Annotated in this window: 18 protein-coding genes and 1 pseudogene; 13 read left to right on the top strand and 6 right to left on the bottom strand. The window is 68.5% G+C overall.

Annotation, left to right across the window (positions count from 1 at the left end):
- Positions 1–45: 45 nt before the first annotated feature.
- Together ACVCL3_RS17285 and ACVCL3_RS17290 are read left to right on the top strand one after the other, a co-directional pair.
- The gene (locus ACVCL3_RS17285; protein WP_447098543.1) at positions 46–684 is read left to right on the top strand and encodes a peptidoglycan recognition protein family protein; all 639 of its coding nucleotides are present in this window, start codon (positions 46–48) and stop codon (positions 682–684) included.
- On the top strand, positions 681–1064 hold the full coding sequence (locus ACVCL3_RS17290; RefSeq protein WP_447098544.1) for a hypothetical protein: 384 nt from the start codon (positions 681–683) through the stop codon (positions 1062–1064). The genes ACVCL3_RS17285 and ACVCL3_RS17290 overlap by 4 nt, the downstream gene beginning before the upstream one ends.
- A 13-nt stretch (positions 1065–1077) precedes the next feature.
- Here ACVCL3_RS17290 and ACVCL3_RS17295 read toward each other — a convergent pair whose 3' ends face one another.
- Positions 1078–1887: a YiiX/YebB-like N1pC/P60 family cysteine hydrolase gene (locus ACVCL3_RS17295; protein WP_447098545.1), complete on the bottom strand. Its 810-nt coding sequence runs from the start codon at positions 1885–1887 to the stop codon at positions 1078–1080.
- Positions 1888–1995: 108 nt separating this feature from the next.
- Entirely contained in the window at positions 1996–2874 is an 879-nt protein-coding gene (locus ACVCL3_RS17300) for a PhzF family phenazine biosynthesis protein (protein ID WP_447098546.1), read from the bottom strand.
- 184 nt (positions 2875–3058) lie between these two features.
- Here ACVCL3_RS17300 and ACVCL3_RS17305 point away from each other — a divergent pair, with 184 nt between their 5' ends.
- The 5 genes and pseudogenes from ACVCL3_RS17305 (at position 3059) to ACVCL3_RS17325 (ending at position 6172) form a co-directional block, all read left to right on the top strand.
- Positions 3059–3661 carry a rhomboid family intramembrane serine protease gene (locus tag ACVCL3_RS17305; protein WP_447098547.1) on the top strand — a complete coding sequence of 201 codons (603 nt, stop codon included), beginning with the start codon at positions 3059–3061 and terminating at the stop codon, positions 3659–3661.
- A gap of 39 nt (positions 3662–3700) precedes the next feature.
- A pseudogene (locus ACVCL3_RS17310) lies at positions 3701–4000 on the top strand (histone H1-like repetitive region-containing protein); the annotation flags it as partial.
- A gap of 303 nt (positions 4001–4303) precedes the next feature.
- On the top strand, positions 4304–4516 hold the full coding sequence (locus ACVCL3_RS17315; protein WP_395119376.1) for a hypothetical protein: 213 nt from the start codon (positions 4304–4306) through the stop codon (positions 4514–4516).
- 101 nt (positions 4517–4617) lie between these two features.
- Positions 4618–5022, top strand: a complete 405-nt coding sequence (locus ACVCL3_RS17320) for a hypothetical protein (protein WP_447100082.1) — start codon at positions 4618–4620, stop codon at positions 5020–5022.
- 100 nt (positions 5023–5122) lie between these two features.
- Positions 5123–6172 carry an aminopeptidase gene (locus tag ACVCL3_RS17325; protein WP_447100083.1) on the top strand — a complete coding sequence of 350 codons (1050 nt, stop codon included), beginning with the start codon at positions 5123–5125 and terminating at the stop codon, positions 6170–6172.
- 4 nt (positions 6173–6176) lie between these two features.
- Here ACVCL3_RS17325 and ACVCL3_RS17330 read toward each other — a convergent pair whose 3' ends face one another.
- Positions 6177–7040 (bottom strand): c-type cytochrome, encoded by an 864-nt coding sequence (locus ACVCL3_RS17330; protein WP_447100084.1) that lies wholly within the window; start codon positions 7038–7040, stop codon positions 6177–6179.
- 323 nt (positions 7041–7363) lie between these two features.
- Between ACVCL3_RS17330 and pncB the strand changes: the two genes are divergently transcribed.
- The 3 genes from pncB to ACVCL3_RS17345 all read left to right on the top strand — a co-directional run bounded on the left by pncB (position 7364) and on the right by ACVCL3_RS17345 (position 9909).
- Entirely contained in the window at positions 7364–8548 is a 1185-nt protein-coding gene (gene pncB, locus ACVCL3_RS17335) for a nicotinate phosphoribosyltransferase (protein ID WP_447100085.1), read from the top strand.
- Positions 8549–8778: 230 nt separating this feature from the next.
- Positions 8779–9264, top strand: a complete 486-nt coding sequence (locus tag ACVCL3_RS17340) for a glutathione peroxidase (protein ID WP_447100086.1) — start codon at positions 8779–8781, stop codon at positions 9262–9264.
- A 162-nt stretch (positions 9265–9426) separates the two neighbouring features.
- Positions 9427–9909 carry an FKBP-type peptidyl-prolyl cis-trans isomerase gene (locus ACVCL3_RS17345; RefSeq protein ID WP_395121410.1) on the top strand — a complete coding sequence of 161 codons (483 nt, stop codon included), beginning with the start codon at positions 9427–9429 and terminating at the stop codon, positions 9907–9909.
- A gap of 95 nt (positions 9910–10004) precedes the next feature.
- Here the strand turns inward: ACVCL3_RS17345 and ACVCL3_RS17350 are convergent, their stop codons facing one another.
- Complete coding sequence (locus tag ACVCL3_RS17350; protein ID WP_447100087.1) at positions 10005–11090, bottom strand: phospholipase A; 1086 nt, start codon at positions 11088–11090, stop codon at positions 10005–10007.
- A 106-nt stretch (positions 11091–11196) separates the two neighbouring features.
- Positions 11197–11547, bottom strand: a complete 351-nt coding sequence (locus tag ACVCL3_RS17355; protein ID WP_447100088.1) for a hypothetical protein — start codon at positions 11545–11547, stop codon at positions 11197–11199.
- 150 nt (positions 11548–11697) lie between these two features.
- Here ACVCL3_RS17355 and ACVCL3_RS17360 point away from each other — a divergent pair, with 150 nt between their 5' ends.
- Complete coding sequence (locus tag ACVCL3_RS17360; protein ID WP_395119360.1) at positions 11698–12960, top strand: winged helix-turn-helix domain-containing protein; 1263 nt, start codon at positions 11698–11700, stop codon at positions 12958–12960.
- 9 nt (positions 12961–12969) lie between these two features.
- Here the strand turns inward: ACVCL3_RS17360 and ACVCL3_RS17365 are convergent, their stop codons facing one another.
- Positions 12970–13419 (bottom strand): hypothetical protein, encoded by a 450-nt coding sequence (locus tag ACVCL3_RS17365; protein ID WP_447100089.1) that lies wholly within the window; start codon positions 13417–13419, stop codon positions 12970–12972.
- A 395-nt stretch (positions 13420–13814) separates the two neighbouring features.
- Between ACVCL3_RS17365 and ACVCL3_RS17370 the strand changes: the two genes are divergently transcribed.
- Positions 13815–14024, top strand: coding sequence for a cold-shock protein (locus ACVCL3_RS17370; RefSeq protein WP_395119356.1), 210 nt, complete (start codon positions 13815–13817; stop codon positions 14022–14024).
- An 84-nt stretch (positions 14025–14108) separates the two neighbouring features.
- The gene (locus ACVCL3_RS17375) at positions 14109–15026 is read left to right on the top strand and encodes an alpha/beta hydrolase family protein (RefSeq protein ID WP_447100090.1); all 918 of its coding nucleotides are present in this window, start codon (positions 14109–14111) and stop codon (positions 15024–15026) included.
- Positions 15027–15047 lie beyond the last annotated feature (21 nt).

The raw sequence follows: 15047 nt of genomic DNA on the forward strand, positions 1-15047 counted from the left end.
GCGCCCGCCATCGGGCGGCGGCGCATCTCCAGGGGAGGGCGGCCGATGGCAACGCTGGACAAGGGCAAGCTCGTCGACCCGGCGATCGAGGTCAAGCTGTATGCGTCGATCGAGCATGGCAGCCTGGATGCCGTCCACGCGATCGTGCTGCATCGTACCGATTCCTCCACCGCCACCAGCACGCTCGAAGCGTACGCGGGCGGCAAGCAGACCGGCGCGCACTTCTTGATCGACAAGGCCGGCAAGATCTGCCAGACCGCACGCGTCGATCAGGTGTGCTGGCACGTCGGTGTGCTGCAGGCGCGCTGCCAGGTCGAACACGGCTGCGATCCGCAGGAACTGAAGACGATTGCCTCGCTCATGCACGCGAAAGGCGTGGGCTTCGGTACCCGCGCGAAGAACCTTTCGCGACATGAACTGGGCAAGCCGTATCCCTCGCGCTATCCCTCCAACCAGGACTCGCTGGGGATCGAGGTGGTGGGCACGTTCCAGCCCGCGCAGAAGGCGTTCGAGGCGCCGACGCCGGAACAACTGAAGTCGCTCAAGTACCTGGTGGATATTCTGGTCGGCCTGTTCGGCCTGAACCTGTTGGGCGACGTCTACGCGCACGGCGCGATCGCCCGCAAGGAGGTCACCGAGGGCGCCCAGTTGCTGCAGGCGCTGACCGCTGGGGGCAAGCCGTGAAGGCGTTGGGCCTGGTGCTGCTGAGCGCAGCGCTGGCTGCGTGTGTGCCGGTGCGCGGCAATGGCGGCATCGAGGTTGTTTCGTTGCAGCGGCAGGTCGATGCCACGCGCGCCGACGCCGACATCTGCAGCGCGTTGACGCTCAGTCGCGCGGACGTGGCGCGGTATTTCACGCTGGCCGAGGTGGTCGACCCGGCCACGTTCGACGCCGAGGCGATCATCATGCCGTGCAGCTACCGCGGCACCCTGCGCCGTGCGGGCCAGCTCTACCACTGGGAGATTTTCGCCGGCGGGGCAGCCTATCTGTACGACGGCGGGGAAACCAACCAGCGCTACCTTTGCCGCGAGTCGTGCCTCGCGGCGCTGCCGAACCTGCGCTGAGCGGCGCGCCGATTCATCGCGGGGCCTGCAGCGATCCCGCCGACGGTTGCAGGTCGCCGGGCGCCAGGGTCGCCCAGTGGAGGTGGTGCGGATCGAAACCGCTCTCGATCATCGGCTTGATGATGCGGAAGTAGGGCGAGATGTCGAAGTCGCGCGGCGTGAACAGGCTGGAGCTGCGGATGTGCAGGATCTCCTGGCGCGCGCGCTGGGTGCCGCGCAACTGGCGGTAGTCGCGGTCCAGCATCGGCAGGATCGGATAACGCACGCTGTGGAAGGCCGCCGCGATCAGCGACGAGCAGATCGCCCGGGTCGGCTCGCCGCTGCCCAGCGCCAGCAGGCGCCGGCGCCAGCGTCCGGGCACCGGCGGCGTCGGCAGCAGGTAGCGCATCAGGTCGATCACGTTGCGCATGTCGTAGCGCTGGCCGAGGCGACGCGCGGCGTGTTCGATCACCTGCTCGATCTCGCCGGCGTGCAACCCGACCGGGCGGCAGATGCGCGTGTGCGCCCCGCGATACGCCTGCAGCGGCAGCGCACGCACGCCTTCCACCACGTCGGCTTCGATCAGCACGTGCGCACCGAGCGCGGGGTAGCGGTCGCGCAGGGTGTCGCCCACGTACAACGCCGCGTGCGACCAGCTCGACTGGGTGACGTACTTGATCGCGGTGCCGATGCGGCTGTTGCCGTCGACCAGCAGCACGTCGGCCGGCCGCAGCGATGCCTCCAGCATGTCGTGGCGCGAGGTGCCGAAATGCATGCCGCCGACGCGCGGCTTCGAGAGGTAACGGGCCAGGGCACGGCCCAGCCTGTGCAAGGGATGGAACACGATCGTGCGCTCCCGGCGGTCGCAGGTGCGACGAGCTTAAGCCGTGGGCGCGTGCGTGTCAGCGCCCGAGCAGAAAGCCGCTTTCACCGGCACCGAGAGACTGGAAGCTCACGCCGACCAGGCCAGGCTGCCGTCGACGATGGTGTGGCTGCGCCCGCCGACCCAGATCGCGTCGTTGTCGATGTGCACCATCAGCTGCGCGTCGTGGCCGATCTCGCGGCCCTGGCTGACCTGGTAGCCGCGGGCCAGCGGGCCATGCGGTTCGGCGTGTGCGATCCAGGCGGCGATCAACCCGTTGGCGGCGCCGGAGGCGGGGTCTTCGACGATGCCCACGCCGGCGGGGAATGCGCGCACCACCAGTCGCGGCTGATCCGATGCCACGCGTGCGAAGGCGCACAGCCCCATGCTGCTGCTGGCGCGGGCCAGCGCAAGAATGGCCACGTGGTCGGGTTGCCAGGCGCGCAGGCTGGCCTCGTCGGCGACCTCGGCCAGCCACCAGCGTCGGCCGCCGTCGACCAGCGCCGGCGGCAGCGCGCCATCGGTCACGCCGTGCAGCGCTGCGGCCAGCAGCGGGTTTGCGTCGCGGCCGGTCGCCAGCACGCGTTCGCCCGGCGAGCGCAGCAGCAGTTCGCGCATGGCGCCGCTGCCTTCGACCCGGATCGGCAACACGCCGGCGCCGCACTCCTGCCACAGCAGTCCGTCGCGCGGCGTGGCCAGACCTGCTTCCAGCGCCGCATGGGCGCTGCCGATGCTGGGGTGGCCGGCAAACGGGATCTCCTCGTGCGGCGTGAAGATGCGCACCCGATAGCTCGCCCGGGGGTCGGTCGGCGGCAGCAGGAAGGTGGTTTCCACCAGCGCCGTCCAGCGCGCGAAACGCTGCATCGCCGCGCTGTCCCAGCCGTCCGCGCCGATCACCACGCCCAGGTGGTTGCCACCGCCGAGGGTGGCCGCAAAGACGTCCAGATGCAGGTAACGGAGCGGGCTCATGTGTTTCGTCCGACCGCGGGGCGCGGTGCAAAACGGCAGATGATAGAGGGGCAGCCACGGCGGCGACACTGCCGCTTTCGCATAAGCCGCACCGCGCCGGGCATATAAGCCCGCTTCCTCCAGTCGAGTCGACAAGCCTGGGGCGACGCGCCAAGATGCCGACTTTTGCGTCGCGGAACCGTCCATGCCGATCACCTTGGCCATCATTGCCATCACCTGCATCGTCTCGTTCATGGCGTTCAAGAACGCGCGGCTGATGAACGACCTGATCCTGTGGCCGCCGGCGATCACCCGCCAGCGCGAGTACCACCGGCTGGTGACCTACGGCGTGGTGCACGCGGATTTCGGCCACCTGCTGTTCAACATGTTCACGCTGTTCTTCTTCGGGCGTGCGATGGAGCCGTTCTACACCGGCGTGCTCGGCACGCTGGGGTTCGCGCTGTTCTACATCGGCGGGCTGGTGGTCTCGATCCTGCCGACCTGGCTGAAGAACCGGAACAACCCGGACTATCGCAGCCTGGGTGCGTCGGGCGCCGTGTCGGCGGTGCTGTTCGCCTACATCCTGATCGCGCCCTGGCAGCAGATCATCGTGCTGGTGATCCCGATGCCGGCAATCGTCTACGCGGTGCTGTACACCGCCTATTCGATCTACATGGACCGGCGCGGGCAGGGCAACGTCAACCACAGCGCGCACCTGTGGGGCGCAGCCTATGGCGTGCTGTTCACCATCGCGATCAATCATCGCGTGCTGCCGCACTTTCTCGACGCGCTGATGCACCCGGGCTGAGCGCGCGTTCGGTCGGCCCGCAGATGAACGCTTCTTGCGCTGCGTAATGCCGTCGCGCGCCGATACGCGCATACTGGCCGCGTTGCTCACCGCTCACCGCAGGAGAACGAACGCATGGCAATGACCCGCAAGTCGGCAGCGAAGACGTCCGCGGCAGGGAAAGCATCGGCGAAAAAGTCCGCAGCGAAAAAGCCAGTCGCGAAGAAAGCCGCCGCGAAGAAGTCCGTCGCGAAGAAATCAGTTGCGAAGAAATCAGTTGCGAAGAAAGCTCCGGCGAAAAAGGTCGCCGTGAAGAAGGCAGCCGCCAGGAAGTCCCCGGCGAAGAAAACCGCCGCGAAGAAGGCCGTCGCCAAGCGTACGACCGGCCCGCGCAGCGCGAAGAAGGCGACGCCCCGGCGGCCGGAGACAAAGAAGGTCGCTGGCCGCAAGGCCGCGCCGAAGCCGGCAGCAAAGAAATCGCGCGCCAGCGCCAGCGCGGCATCGCGCAAGCCGGCCGTACGCAAGGCCGCGTCCGCGAAGAAGCCTGCCGCGAGGAAGGCAGCGGCCAAGAAGCCATTGGCCACGCGGCCAGCCGCACCTCGGGTCGCAACCCGGCCTGCGCCGAAGTCGTCGCCTGCGCGCCCTCGTCCGGCCGACCGGCCGGTGGCGCACATCAGCCCGGAAGAGGCCGTGGCGCATATCCAGGCCTTGCTTGACGCCAAGCATGAGCGGGACCAGCGCGAGCCGTCGTGGCCTGGCGCCAACCCGTCGCATCCGACCCCCAACGTGACGGAGATGCACGCGCCGGTGACCGGCACGGGCGATGCATCCGTGACGGCATCGCCGCGCGACGACCTGGGCAAGCGCAAGGGTTGAATCTCCGCGGGCGGGCCGGTGCCGCGGCGCCGGGTCCGCTCAGGCAGAGTTCAAGCGGCATGGTCCAGCGTGGAGCTTGACAAGCACCGCGGAGGTGAACCATGAAACGACTGCTCGCTTGCGTTGGATTGATGGTGGCAGCGGCGGCGCTGTCCGGTTGCTATTACGACCCCGGCTATACCTACGTGCGTGGCGGCGGGTCGGCCGGCGACGCGTATTACGGCAGCGGCACGACGTACTACGCCTCGCCTTACGACAGCTACTACGGGCCGGCCTATTACGGCGGCTACTACGGTTGCTGCTACGCACCCGGGGTGAGCGTCGGCATCAGCTCGCACTGGTACGGCGGTTCGCGCTATCCGCGCTATCACGGGCGCGACTACGGACGCGACTACCGCCATCGCGACAACGACCGCGGCCATTACCGCGACGATGGCCACTCGGGACATCGCGACTCGCAGCGCGGCGGACGTCATTCGCGCGACCGCGACGACCGTCGCCATTGACCCCCGCCGCGCCCGGTAGCGCCGGGCGTTCAGGCACAATCGGCGGATGCCTTCGCGACCGTCAAGCGCATCCGCCGCGATATTCCGGTTTGCCCTCCTGATGGTGGCGGGACTTGCCCTGTCCGCCTGCACCAGCGTGCGCTACTACGCGCAGGCCGCCCACGGGCAAGCCGAACTCATCGTGCATCGACGCCCGATCGAGCGCGTGCTCGCCGACCCGCACACCGACCCGCAGCTGGCCGCGCGCCTGCGCCTGGCGCTGCAGGCGCGCCGGTTCGCCTCGCGCGAGCTGGGCCTGCCTGACAATCGCAGCTACACCGGCTACGTGCCGCTGGATCGCGACTACGTGGTGTGGAACGTGTTCGCTGCGCCGCGCTATTCGGTGCAGGCGGTGCCGCAGTGCTTTCCGATCGCCGGTTGCGTGGCTTACCGGGGCTGGTTCAGCGAACAGGCGGCGCAGGCCGATGCGGCGCGCTGGAAGGCCCGCGGCGACGATGTGTGGATCGGTGGCGTGCCGGCGTATTCGACGTTGGGCTGGTTTGCCGATCCGGTGCTGTCCAGCATGCTGCGCTGGGACGACGACGAGCTGGCCGGCACGATCTTCCACGAGTTGGCGCACCAGCTGATCTACGTGAAAAGCGACAGCGCGTTCAACGAATCCTTCGCCAGCTTCGTGCAGCGCCAGGGCCTGCGCGAATGGCGCGCCTCGCGCGGCCTGCCGCCGGCGCAAGGCCACGATGACGCGATCGCCGACGGCTTCACCCGGCTCGTGCTGGATCTGCGCGAGCGCCTGAAGCTGTTGTACGCCAGCGGCGTCGATGCCGAGGCAATGGAAGCCGGCAAGCAGGCCGCGATCGCCGCGTTCCGCGAACGCTACGCGCAGTGGCGCGAACGCCGATGGCCCGGCGACCATCGCTACGACGCGTGGGTGGCGCAGCCGATCAACAACGCCCGGCTGCTGCCGTTCGGCTTGTACGACCACTGGGTGCCGGCGTTCGACGTGCTGTTCCAGCGCTCGGGGCAGGACTGGACGGCGTTCTACGCCGACGTCCGCGCTTTGGCTCGCGACCCGAAGCCGCGCCGCGATCGCGCGCTGGAAGCGCTGATGACGCCGCCACACGGTGCGGAGGCTCAGGCCGCGCCGCGCTGAAAACTCAGTGCCCGCCGCCCGGCAATGTTTTTCTCCCCGCCATGTGGCGCAGGTAGCTCAGCAGATCATCGAGGTCGGCGTCGGAAAGCGCCCGCGTGTCGAAGCCCGGCATCTTCGCCTGCGGCCAGCGGCGCAGCGATTGCGGATCGCGGATGTACCCGCGCAGCAGGTCGGCGCGCAGGTACTCGGTGGGGTTGTGCGGAATGTTGAGGTCCGGCCCGAGTCGGGCATCGCCGGCGCCGTTGAGTGTGTGGCAGGCGAAGCAGGTGCGCTGGAACACCGCCAGCCCTCGCCGCACGGCACTGTCCGCCGGCGTTCGCGGGTCCGGCAGCATGGCCGGAAAACGCGCGGCCATGCTGTCGGCGCGGCGGATCGTGGCCAGTTGATATGGCCATTGCTCCGGTCCCACGCCCGCCGCGCGCGGCTGCGTCCACACGACATAGAACGGGCCGGCGCGGCCGTGTCCGCCAGGCAACGCCGGCCACGGCCGGGCCGGCTCCTCGATCGCCAGCCAGGCGACGCTGCCGCGCCGGCTCAGGATCAGCGCGGCGGGTATTTCGGCGACAAAGCCGTCCTTCGCGACAAATTGCAGGTGATCGCCGGCCCTGATGCCGGGCAGCAGGGCAGCCAGCGGCACGGCGCGGTAGTGTCGGGTGCGCTTGAACGCCACGTCGCCGAGCACGGTGATGGTGCGCGCATCCGGGCGCGCCAGCAGGGTGGCGGTGCTCCAGCGGGTGGCACCATGGCCCAGGTCGATGCGGAGTTCGGCGGCGCGCACGAATCGACTGCTGCCGAGAAGCATCAGCGCGATCGCAAGCAGGGCGGTGATCCGCGTCATCCGGGGGGCGTCGATCGAGGTTCTGCGCATGGGATTCTCCGTGCAATGGGCCCAGTGTAGGGCCAGCTTTGGCGCCGGGCGGGGCGGCGCACCTGTCGCGGCGCTGAACGGCGGCGGGCGTGCACGTTGAACTCACGTCGTCGCGCACACACTAAGCCCGTGTATCGCCGTGACGGCGACAGGAAGCGGGGCAATCCATCGCCTTGCTGAGGGGCCGGCCTTACCTCCCCTGGAGGCCGCCTGACAAGCCCCATCGGTCCTCCCCTGGCCGATGGGGTTTTATTTTGCCCGGCGCCGATGGCCGACCATGGATAATGGCCGGTGCTGCCGCTTCTTCCTCCCCTGGGCGCCCGATGGTCATCGAATCGCTGCTCGACACCGACCTGTACAAGTTCTCGATGATGCAGGTGGTGCTGCACCAGTATCCCGCGGCCGAGGTGGAATACCGCTTCAAGTGCCGCACGCCGGGTATTGACCTGGCCGCGTGCATCGACGACATCCGCGCCGAACTGGCCGCGCTGTGCCGCCTGCGTTTTCGCGCGGACGAGCTGGATTACCTGCGCAGCTGGCGTTTCATCAAGAGCGATTTCGTCGATTTCCTGGGGCTGTTCCAGCTCAACGAGAAGTACGTGGAGATCGCGCCCTCGGCCGACGTGCCCGGCGAGATCGAGATCCGCATCCGCGGGCCGTGGCTGCACACGATCATGTTCGAGGTGCCGCTGCTGGCGATCGTCAACGAGGTATATTTCCGCCGCACCAGCGCCGGGCTGGATCTGGCCGAAGGGCGCCGGCGCCTGCACGACAAGATCGCCATGCTGCGCGATGCGCCGGATTACACGCTGTGCCGCATCGCCGATTACGGCACCCGCCGGCGGTATTCGCGGCGCTGGCAGCAGGAGGTCGTCACCACCTTGCGCGACGAACTGGGCGCGCAGCTGGCCGGCACCAGCAACGTGTGGCTGGCACGCGAACTGGGCCTGACCCCGCTGGGCACGCTGGCGCACGAGTATCTGCAGGCACACCAGGCGCTGGGGCCGCGGCTGCGCGATTCGCAGGTCGCGGCGCTGGAGGCGTGGGCACGCGAATACCGTGGCGATCTGGGCATCGCGCTGTCCGACGTGTACGGGCTGGATGCCTTCCTGCGCGATTTCGACATGTACTTCTGCAAGCTGTTCGACGGCACCCGCCACGATTCCGGCGATCCGTTCGCCTGGGGCGAGAAGGTGCTGGCGCACTACCGCGACAACCGCGTCGACCCGCGCAACAAGGTGCTGGTGTTCAGCGACGGCCTGGACATCCCGCGCGTGATGCAGCTCTACGCGCATTTCCGCGGCCGCTGCCAACTCGCCTTCGGCGTTGGCACCAACCTCACCAACGACGTGGGGCCGGCGCCGATCAACATCGTGATCAAGATGATCCGCTGCAACGGCCAGCCGGTGGCCAAGCTCAGCGATTCCCCCGGCAAGAACATGTGCGATGACCCGGCCTACGTGGCCTACCTGCGCCAGGTGTTCGAGATCCCCGCCACCCAGGGGTGAGTGGCGCCGATCACGGATCGTCCGGCGCGCGGCTGAACACGCCGGCCAGCAGCAACAGGGACAGCAGCACGAGGGCGAGGTGGAGCACGGCGAATCCGGCGTGGCGGCAACGCCTTGACGGTAGCCGCGCGCACCGCCGGCGCCAAAGGAGCATGCCGCATATGGATATGCCCGAGCCCACGTCGATGGCGTACGCTGGCCGGACACCCGCCACAGTTCCGGAGCAAGCCATGACCAGCATCCACGATTTCACCGTGACCGACATCCACGGCAAGCCGCGATCGCTGGGCGAGTGGCGCGGCAAGACCTTGCTGGTGGTCAACGTCGCCTCGCAGTGCGGATTCACTCCGCAATACGAGGGCCTGGAGGCCTTGTGGCGCGAACAGCGCGAGCTGGGCTTGGTGGTGCTGGGCTTTCCCTGCGACCAGTTCGGCCACCAGGAGCCGGGCAGCGAAGCCGAGATCAAGGATTTCTGCAGCACCCGCTTCGACGTGACCTTTCCGATGTTCGCCAAGGTCGAGGTGAACGGCGAGCACGCCGCACCGCTGTACCAGTGGCTGAAAAGCCAGGCGAAGGGCATCCTCGGCAGCGAGGCGATCAAGTGGAACTTCACCAAGTTCCTGGTCGATGGCGACGGCCATGTGGTCAAGCGCTACGCGCCGACCGACACGCCGCAAAAGATCGGTCGCGACACGCGGGCCCGCTTGCAGGGGTGAACCATCCCGTCACCGCGGTCCACGGCGATCGCCACGGCCTGCATTGAGCTGGTCGGCGGCGCTCGGGACGCCCCCTGCGCAGGCCATGCGCGCGCGGTCTGATAGGCTTTGTCCCTTTGCCGACCGTGGTCGGCCCACATGACCCCCGAGCGAGGCCAGATGATGCAGATTGCCCGAGATTCCGTTGCCGCCTTCCACTACACCCTCACCGACGACCAGAACCAGGTCATCGACAGCTCCGCCGGTCGCGATCCGCTGACCTACCTGCACGGCGGCGGCCAGATCGTACCGGGCCTGGAAAAGCAGCTGGAAGGCCGCTCGGCGGGCGACAAGTTCACCGCCGACGTGGTTCCCGAGGAGGGTTACGGCGTGCACCATCCCGAGCTGATGCAGGAAGTGCCGCGCTCGGCCTTCCAGGGCGTGGAGGACATCCAGCCCGGCATGCAGTTCCAGGGCCGCGGTCCGCAGGGCGAGATCAACGTCACCGTCACCCGCGTCGAGGACGACAAGGTATTCATCGACGGCAACCATCCGCTGGCGGGCAAGACCCTGCATTTCGCCATCGAGGTGACCGACGTGCGCGCGGCCAGCGAGGAAGAGCTGGCACATGGCCACGTGCACGGTGCGGGTGGCCATCACCACTGAGCAACCAGGGCAATCGTGCCCCGATGCGCCAGTGCATTGGTGAACGCAACGGCGTCGCCGGCGAGCGTTGAAGCCCGCCGGCAACGCGTCGCGCGTCAGTACCAGTCCAGCAACGACACGCCCACGCCGAGGTAGGTGGCGTTGTGGTTGTAGTCGATCAGGCTCTCGCCGTAGCCCTTGAACAGTTCGGCGTAGCCGCGCAGGTTGCCGGCGATCGGAAAGCTCCACCCGAAGCGCAACGATCCGTGCTGGCGGCTGCCGCCGCGGAACGAGTCGCGCAAGGTCAGACCGAATTCCTGGCCGTTCCACTCGCGCACGATCTCCACCTCGCCGCGCCCCACGTAATCGCTGATGTCGGGGTTGTCGTCGATGCTTCGCGATTCGGGAATGCGCCACCACGGGCGGATCATCACCGTCCAGCCTTCGCGTTCGAAGCCGACGTTGGCGATCAGCCGGTTCCAGCTGCGCGACAACGGCAGCCCGCGGCCGTTGGACTGGTGGTTGAAGCCGATGCCGAGCAGGCGTCCCTCCCAGCCAAGCACGTGGTAGCTGGTGTCGAACATCAGCATCGCCTCTGGCTCGTAGTCCGTCTCGCGAAACGGGCGCGACAGGGTGGAGTTGTAGACCTGCCACCGCGACGACTGGGTATAGCCCACCCACAGGTCGCCGGCGTCGCCGAACACGCCTTGCCAGACCTTGGCCTTGAGGCTCAGCTGGAACTTCGCCTCGATGTTGTCCAGCCGCTCGCTGCCGGTGGCGTCGTTGTCGGGGTTGGGGCTGTGCGGCTGGTTGTTCTGGTTGCTGCTGGCGAAGATGGGCAGCACGTAGACCGGCTTGTAGCCGCGTACGTTGAAGGTGCCCAGTTTGCTTTCCGGCGCCAGCTCCCAGCGGCTGTCAAGCAGCGACAGCGGCACGGCCACCTCGCTGTTGCCGGGGCCGGCCGCGGGTGCCCCGGGATGGTCGTGGCCGAACACTTCGCCGCCGGCGGCCTGCACCGTGCGCTTCTGCGCCACCGGCAGGTTGACCCGGCCGGTGGCCTGGTCGTAGCAGGCCAGTCGCTGCGCATCGCTCTCGATCGCGGTGCAGCCGCGGATGTCCATCGGGTCGGGATTCTGTGCATGCGCCGTGGCAGCAGCCACGCAGGCCCATGCCGCGCAGGCTGCGACGAGCGGGAGTTTCATGATGTCTTTCCGATGCGCGGCGAGCGCCATGCCGGCCGTCGATTCAGGCCGGCAAGTTTATCCGATGCCCGTGAATGCACGATTCACGGGCATCGCGTCCGCGTGTTCAATGCAGCTGCTTCACCCAGCGTGCGTATTCCGCTTCGCTGACCTTGCCATTCTTGTTGCTGTCCGCGTTGAGGAAGTCGTTGGCCAACGGAGGATAGGCCGAGGCCTGTTCCTCGGTGATGCCCTTGCCGCCCGCCGCCAACTGCTGGAACGAGGGCGCCGGGGCGATCGTCGGCGCCGGAGCCGGTGCGCTTTTGACCACGACCTGACCCTGCGGCGTGTTGAACGTGGCGGTATCGGTGGCGGTGGCGGAAGCGGCCGGGGCAGGGGTGTCCTGCGCCAGGCTCGCGCCGGCGAACAACAACCCGCCGGCCAACAGGCAGCCGTACAGGGGAGTGCGGAAGTTCATGATGGAATCCTCCATGCCAGAATGAGTGTCCGAAAAAACACGGGGTCCGGTCGCGCATGCCGCCGCACCCGAACTCCTCTGGACCCTAGCAAGGGATGTGTATATGTCCGCTCAAGATCGCCCGCCGATGCGGGCAACGGCGACACGCCATTGAGCCGGGCTTCAGCTTCGCCCACCCTCAGCCTTGCCCAGGCGCGCCTGTTGCAACTGGCGGCCCAGGGCTTGCTGCAGGCCAGCCGGCGACGCGCCCGGCGCGCCGACGTGGTGGCCGCCATCGAGCGCATGGGCTTGCTGCAGATCGACACCATCCACGTCGTGGCGCGCAGCCCGTACCTGGTACTGCACGCGCGGTTGGGTGATTACCCGATGGCCTGGCTGGACGAGGCGCTGGCCGAAGGCAAGCTGGCCGAAACCTGGGCACACGAGGCCTGCTTCGTCAGCGCCGCCGATCTGCCGTGGCACCGTGCGTGGAGCGACCAGCGCGGTGGACACTGGGCGCACCGACACGCCGCACGCATGCATCGCGAACAGCGCAGCGGGATGGACGGCCTGCTCGAGCGGATTCGCGCCGAGGGCCCGGTGCGCGCGGCGGATTTTGCCCGCGAGCAGGGCGCGGCCAGCTCGGGCTGGTGGGAGTGGAAGCCGGAGAAGCGCTGGCTGGAGGCGTGGTTCGCCCTGGGTGAACTGATGGTGCTGCGGCGCGAGCGCTTCCAGCGCGTGTACGACTTGAGCGAGCGGGTGCTGGCGCAACTCGACCCGCCGCCCGATCCGCGGGTGGCCACGCTCCCGGCCGCCGCGCTGCGTCGCCGCTTCGTCCTCGACGGCGTGCGCGCACTGGGCGTGGCGCCGGCCGCGTGGATCGCCGACTACCACCGGCTCAAGCCCCGCGTTGGCGCTGCCGAACTGGCGCCGCTGCTGGCCAGCGGCGAACTGCTGGCCGTGGCGGTACAGGGCTGGGCGACTCCCGGCTACGTGCATCGCGATCACGCCGACCTGCTGGAACGGGCGCTGGGCGGGCGGCTGCGCGCCACGCGCACGGCACTGCTGTCGCCGTTCGATCCGCTGGTGTGGGACCGCACGCGGCTGCGCGCGATGTTCGATTTCGACTACAGCCTGGAGTGCTACGTCCCGGCCGCGCGACGGCGCTACGGCTACTTCGTGCTGCCGATCCTGCATCGCGGCCGGCTGGTCGGGCGGCTCGACGCCAAGGCGCATCGCGGCGATGGCCTGTTCGAGGTCAAGTCGATCGAACTCGAACCCGGTGTGGCGATCGAGCCGCGCCTGCTGGCGGAACTGGCACAAGCCATCCTCGATACCGCGCGCTGGCATGGCACGCCGCAGGTGCGGGTGGTCCGCTCGCGACCGGCCGCCTTCGCCCGGTCGCTGCGCACCGAGCTGCGTCGACTGGCTTAGGCGCCCTGCCTACGGCGTGCTGCCCGCCGGGGCCGGGTTGGGGCTGCAGGACTTGCCATGCAGCGCCTCGCGCAGGCTGCGCGCCAGCGAGTTGCAGCGCTCGCCCAGTTGCGGACGGACATCCGGGTTCTGCGAATCGCGCAGCAGGTTGGTGCGCATCGCCTCGTAACGCAGCGGCAGCTGTTCGGCCGAGAAGATGCCGGCCGCACGGTGGCAGGCGAGGTAGCTGGACAGGTAGTCGTCGCAGGCGGGGATGCCGGTCTGTTCCGGCAGGTTCGCGTCGCCAGGCGCGGCGGCGTGGTGGCTGGAGCGCTGGGCGGGTGCCGGCGGAGCGGTCGAGCGGGTGGTGGCGTGGGACGAGGCGGCCGGTGTCGGCCGGGTCTCGGTGTCGCTGGCGCAGCCGGCGAGAAGCAAGGTGGCGACCGCGGCGGCCAGGGCCAGGCGGAACGGGGTGGTCATGATGCTCTCCTGTGCATTGGGCAGGCCGCAGGCACCGAGTCTGGCCGGAGGTCCAACGGGTCAACTAAACCGCAAGTGAAGTAAAGAAAACCTGAAACCCGCGCGCCGGGGTCGGCAGGGGTCGGTTGTCGGCGAGCCCGCCCCGGCCCGCCAGGGGCGCGGATCGGCAACGGATTTCGGCTGTCGGGACGGCTGTCACGACGAGCCGCTTGACAAATCACTTTTCTTCCAAAAATCCGTTATGCTTGAATCGCTGCGTCTGCTTGGCGGCGTGAGTGCCCACTGGGGATTTCCTGAATCCGTCCGTTGCACCCGACCTTGGCATGCTCAGTAAACCGTCGGCCCCCCTGTGGCCGGTTAGTCGATAGAGTCTGGATTGGATCGGAGTGTGAGTCATGTCGGATCGTGAAACGGGTACAGTCAAGTGGTTCAACGACGCCAAGGGCTTCGGCTTCATCAGCCGTGAAAGCGGCCCCGACGTGTTCGTGCATTTCCGCGCCATCACTGGTTCGGGATTCAAGAGCCTGCAGGAAGGACAGAAGGTGACCTTCAAGGTGGTCGACGGCCAGAAAGGCCTGCAGGCCGAAGACGTCACCCCCGTCTGATGGCGGTGGCGAGGTCTGCTTGAGGAGGCCGGCGCAAGCCGGCCTCTTTTTGTAGTGGCGAGGGCAATTCGCTAGCCTGTCGGGATGCCCGACCATTTCATCCAGAACGCCCCTGTCGCGGCCGAGTCGCTGGTCATCCCGGTCACCGCCGCCGACGGCGCGCGCTGCGAGCTGCTGGCCACGCTTCCGGCCGGTCGCTGGCAGCAGTTGTTGTACTGGATGCCGGCGATGGGCATGCCGGCGCGGCATTACCTGCCGCTGGCCCAGGCGCTGGCGGTGGCCGGCGTCGCCGTGGTGTTGCATGAATGGCGCGGCATCGGCTCCAGCGATCGGCGCGCCGGCCGCGATTGCGACTGGGGTTACCGTCAATTGCTGCAGGACGACTTGCCCGCCGGCATGGCGGCGGTGCGCCAGCGCTGGCCGCAGGCGCGCTGCTGGCTGGGCGGCCACAGCCTCGGCGGCCAGCTCGGACTGCTTTACGCCAGCCTGCATCCGCACGATTTCGCCGGCATGGTGCTGGTCGCCAGTGGCGCGCCGTACTGGCGGCGGTTCCGGCACGGCTGGCTGATTGGTGCCGCTTATGCGCTGGCGCCCTGGCTGGCTGCGCTGGTCGGCCATCTGCCCGGGCGGCGGATCGGTTTCGGCGGCAACGAGGCGCGCGGCGTGATCGCCGACTGGGCACGCAGCGGCCGCAGCGGCCGCTATGCGGTGGCCGGCATGACGGAGGATTTCGAGCGCTTGCTGGCCGCGCTGCAACTGCCGGTGCTGGCGCTGCGACTGCAGCAGGACTGGCTCGGTCCGCCGGCCTCGCTGGCATGGCTGCTGGGCAAGCTCGGTCCGGCCGCGCGTCGCGTGGAGACGATCTCGCGCGACGACCTGGATGGCACGCCGGCCGACCATTTCGGCTGGATGAAGGCGCCGGCGCCGGTCGCCGCGCGCATCGCCGGCTGGTTGGCCGGGGAGGATGCGACTTTCGTCGCGCGCGGCGACACGGCGGCTTGATTCCCGGCGTCGCCGTCTGCA

Source organism: Rhodanobacter sp. UC4437_H4 (assembly GCF_052978425.1).

Excerpts from the sequence above, each read along its gene's own strand:
- ACVCL3_RS17325 (WP_447100083.1), top strand. The coding sequence starts at position 5,123 with ATGGTGGCGGGACTTGCCCTGTCCGCCTGCACCAGCGTGCGCTACTAC.
- ACVCL3_RS17370 (WP_395119356.1), top strand. The coding sequence starts at position 13,815 with ATGTCGGATCGTGAAACGGGTACAGTCAAGTGGTTCAACGACGCCAAG.
- ACVCL3_RS17365 (WP_447100089.1), bottom strand. The coding sequence starts at position 13,419 with ATGACCACCCCGTTCCGCCTGGCCCTGGCCGCCGCGGTCGCCACCTTG.
- pncB (WP_447100085.1), top strand. The coding sequence starts at position 7,364 with ATGGTCATCGAATCGCTGCTCGACACCGACCTGTACAAGTTCTCGATG.
- ACVCL3_RS17300 (WP_447098546.1), bottom strand. The coding sequence starts at position 2,874 with ATGAGCCCGCTCCGTTACCTGCATCTGGACGTCTTTGCGGCCACCCTC.
- ACVCL3_RS17320 (WP_447100082.1), top strand. The coding sequence starts at position 4,618 with ATGAAACGACTGCTCGCTTGCGTTGGATTGATGGTGGCAGCGGCGGCG.
- ACVCL3_RS17375 (WP_447100090.1), top strand. The coding sequence starts at position 14,109 with ATGCCCGACCATTTCATCCAGAACGCCCCTGTCGCGGCCGAGTCGCTG.
- ACVCL3_RS17355 (WP_447100088.1), bottom strand. The coding sequence starts at position 11,547 with ATGAACTTCCGCACTCCCCTGTACGGCTGCCTGTTGGCCGGCGGGTTG.
- ACVCL3_RS17330 (WP_447100084.1), bottom strand. The coding sequence starts at position 7,040 with ATGCGCAGAACCTCGATCGACGCCCCCCGGATGACGCGGATCACCGCC.
- ACVCL3_RS17305 (WP_447098547.1), top strand. The coding sequence starts at position 3,059 with ATGCCGATCACCTTGGCCATCATTGCCATCACCTGCATCGTCTCGTTC.
- ACVCL3_RS17285 (WP_447098543.1), top strand. The coding sequence starts at position 46 with ATGGCAACGCTGGACAAGGGCAAGCTCGTCGACCCGGCGATCGAGGTC.
- ACVCL3_RS17340 (WP_447100086.1), top strand. The coding sequence starts at position 8,779 with ATGACCAGCATCCACGATTTCACCGTGACCGACATCCACGGCAAGCCG.
- ACVCL3_RS17350 (WP_447100087.1), bottom strand. The coding sequence starts at position 11,090 with ATGAAACTCCCGCTCGTCGCAGCCTGCGCGGCATGGGCCTGCGTGGCT.
- ACVCL3_RS17345 (WP_395121410.1), top strand. The coding sequence starts at position 9,427 with ATGCAGATTGCCCGAGATTCCGTTGCCGCCTTCCACTACACCCTCACC.